Origin of the sequence: Nostoc cf. edaphicum LEGE 07299, from assembly GCF_015207245.1 — a bacterium.
GTDB classification, from domain to species: domain Bacteria; phylum Cyanobacteriota; class Cyanobacteriia; order Cyanobacteriales; family Nostocaceae; genus Nostoc; species Nostoc edaphicum_B.
The window spans coordinates 1-2,848 of sequence record NZ_JADEXF010000887.1 but is presented as its reverse complement, the minus strand read 5'-3'; the positions used below and the strand labels follow the sequence as shown (position 1 = coordinate 2,848).

Annotated in this window: 3 protein-coding genes; all 3 read right to left on the bottom strand. The window is 38.8% G+C overall.

Translation table 11 applies throughout. From position 1 onward, the window contains the following. The coding region (locus IQ229_RS22200; RefSeq protein ID WP_194047449.1) for a GH3 family domain-containing protein at positions 1-1,440 on the bottom strand (1,440 nt) is incomplete at its 3' end. Next, positions 1,440-2,048 (bottom strand): DapH/DapD/GlmU-related protein, encoded by a 609-nt coding sequence (locus IQ229_RS22195; protein WP_194047447.1) that lies wholly within the window; start codon positions 2,046-2,048, stop codon positions 1,440-1,442. The genes IQ229_RS22200 and IQ229_RS22195, both read right to left, overlap by 1 nt. After that, positions 2,045-2,797 carry a sterol desaturase family protein gene (locus IQ229_RS22190; protein ID WP_194047445.1) on the bottom strand — a complete coding sequence of 251 codons (753 nt, stop codon included), beginning with the start codon at positions 2,795-2,797 and terminating at the stop codon, positions 2,045-2,047. The genes IQ229_RS22195 and IQ229_RS22190 overlap by 4 nt, the downstream gene beginning before the upstream one ends. Between the last annotated feature and the right edge of the window lie 51 nt (positions 2,798-2,848).

Below are 2,848 nucleotides of genomic sequence, written 5' to 3'. Positions count from 1 at the left end.
CTTAATACCTCCCCAAATACTTCCAGTGCGGATACGATGGGAAACTAATGTTTCAGGAATTTGACTAGAGATTAAAACTTGTGGTGGTGCAAGTTGACCGATGGCTCGCGCTCTCTTGTAATGATACGATTCTGATAAAGCCAGATCGAGTTGTTGAGCGATAGCTTCTGGGGTTTGTGTTGCTGAATCTAATAATAGAATATAGTGTGGAGGATCGGCAATGGGCATCAAAGTTTTAAAATTAGTTTCTTGCAAGTTTAACTTAATAAGAGCATTATTAACAAAGGTTGCTTGCAACTTTTCGCCTATTAAATCGCTAACGGCTTGATGTCGTCCGAGAAATTCTAAACAAGGAGTGTGGCGATAGTAATGAGTTACCCGAATGCGATCGCCAATTCGATAACGATACAATCCTCCTTTCTGCGATAAAATAACCGTGTATTCCTTGCCAGTATTCAGTTCATGCAAACCATACAGTGAAGCAGTCTCATCCTCGAACTCGAAAAAAACTTCATCAATAACTGGAACACATCCCCCAGCTACAATCAAGGGAATCGTTATTGGTGCTTCGGTTGCTAGTAATCCTTTCCCTTGAATGAATACACCTGGAAATTGCGATCTTAATCCCTGAGCTTGATCTGCTGCATTGGCGCTATCCCAGCAGGAAATCAGCTTCAAATTTGGCCAGAGTTGCATCCAGGGAATATTACTTTCGCTGAGGATTTGCAAGCGATGATGTGAAATTCGATTGTGTAATTCTTCTCGCAATAAATCCTGATTTTCTTGAATATATTTTAAATGTACTTGTAGAAAACTAGGACTCCAAATAGAAATAATTTCTAGTTTTTCAGCCTCTAATAATGCCAAAGCCAGTTGATGTTTAAATAAGTTTGCATCATGCAGCCGATTAAGATTATTTGGAATCACCAACCAAGGACGCAAAAACCAACGCAACCAACCATCTAAATAATCTAAATCATCTTGTAAAGTTTGGCTATCCGCTATATTTAATTGCGGTGAGATACAAGCATAAAGCTTGCCTGTAGAAAATTTCGGCCCGTGTACAATCAAATCATGCGCCCATATACAGAACATCTGATTAAACGATCGCCGTAAAGATTGAGTATAAGGAATCCATTTTACCGCCCCGCTACTACCAGAGGTTTTTTCATAGAACAAAATGGGTTCTGGTGTGAGGGAAATTTGCTGCTGTTTTTGATTTAAGTAGGGTTCGAGCGCATCATAATCTACAATTGGTACACGCTGCCAATCGTCTACAGAATGAATCCCCAAAGTTTTACCGTACTCACTTTTGATTAGGCGATCGCAAATTTCCCTTTTTACAGATGTCTGCATTAACTCTGGGTTATCCAAAGCTCGATAAAATCGCCTCGCAGTTGGTGTGAGAATTTGCCCAAACAGCTGAATAATCGGACGCATTATTGCACCTTTTGATTAGGATAAAGCTTGGTGGCTGCTGGTAAATAAGAACCATCGCCAATGACTACACCAGGAGCAAGATTAGATCCGGCTCCCACAAAGACATTGCTGCCAATCTTGACTTTTTTGACATACAACATTAAATTTTGCTTGCGGGGTTTAATGATGTGGGAATAAATACCGACACCATGCCCGATAACGACGCGATCGCCAATTTCTAATAAACTGCGATCGGCAATCTCCAATCTTGTTGTCCAGTATACATCTCGCCCCACTTTAGCACCCCATAATCGCAACCAACAGGAAAATGCCCCCGGAATCAGTCGCAGCAATGCTTCCAACACCGGAATTGCAATATAAATTACTTGGATTTGATGACTACCCCACCAGGGACTATATTCTTTACCTTGTAGATAACTAATGCCCTCCCGCACAGGATGAACCCATTCATGTAAGCGGTAAACTAGCACTGGTAGCCCATAAATAGAAAGGAATACTGCCAGAATGCTGAAGATGTTGGGTGAATAGGCAAGGTAAATTATTGCTCCACCAGTTAGCAATAATATAAAGGTGGGGAAAAACGAAAGAATTTTACTGATAACTGTCATGAAAATGGGAATAAAAGTTTTTGGAACAAGTTCAATGAGATAGGAATTCCAATTATAGATGGCAATTTTTCGCTTTCATAATATGTTCCATGTAACTTATCCCAAATTTTCAGATTAGCCCCATAGTTATAATTGTGGACTTCGCGGCAATGATGCCAAGCGTGATCCTGTGGTAAGATTAGCCAAGAAGATAAAAATTGATAAAGCCAGCTACTTTCAGGAATTATCAAGCTACTATGTCGCCATAAATCTAAGGCAGAAGTTAGACTTACTCCAAGTAAATAACCGGTTGGATCGGCTAACAAATATAAAAACAAAGTGTGTATCCATAAATAAATAATTAACAAACTTGTCCAAAGTGTGTTGCGAGAAGTTCCTAATACATCCATCTGAGTAACAGTATGATGGACTTGATGAACCTTCCACAACATTTTAGTATGTAATAAACGATGATTCCAATAATATAAATAATCAACCACAACAAAACTGATAATAAAAGTCGGAATTAATGATATTTTTAAATATCCTTGTTGATTTGGTAGTAAATGTTGATAAATCCAACAAACTAAAGTAGCTTGTAGTAAGGGAATCAAAATTCCTTGAATAGTTAATCCTGCAACATCGATTAGCCAATCTTCACGACTTTTCACTTGAATTTGAGTTCGTCCCAACTGATTGGTAATAGTCCAACCAACTAATGCGATAAAAGAGCCAAAAATTAGTAGTTGTGAAAAGTTTTGTATTCCCACTTTGGATTGCTCACACTGATTTTAAACATGGGTTTTACCCCACCCTAACCC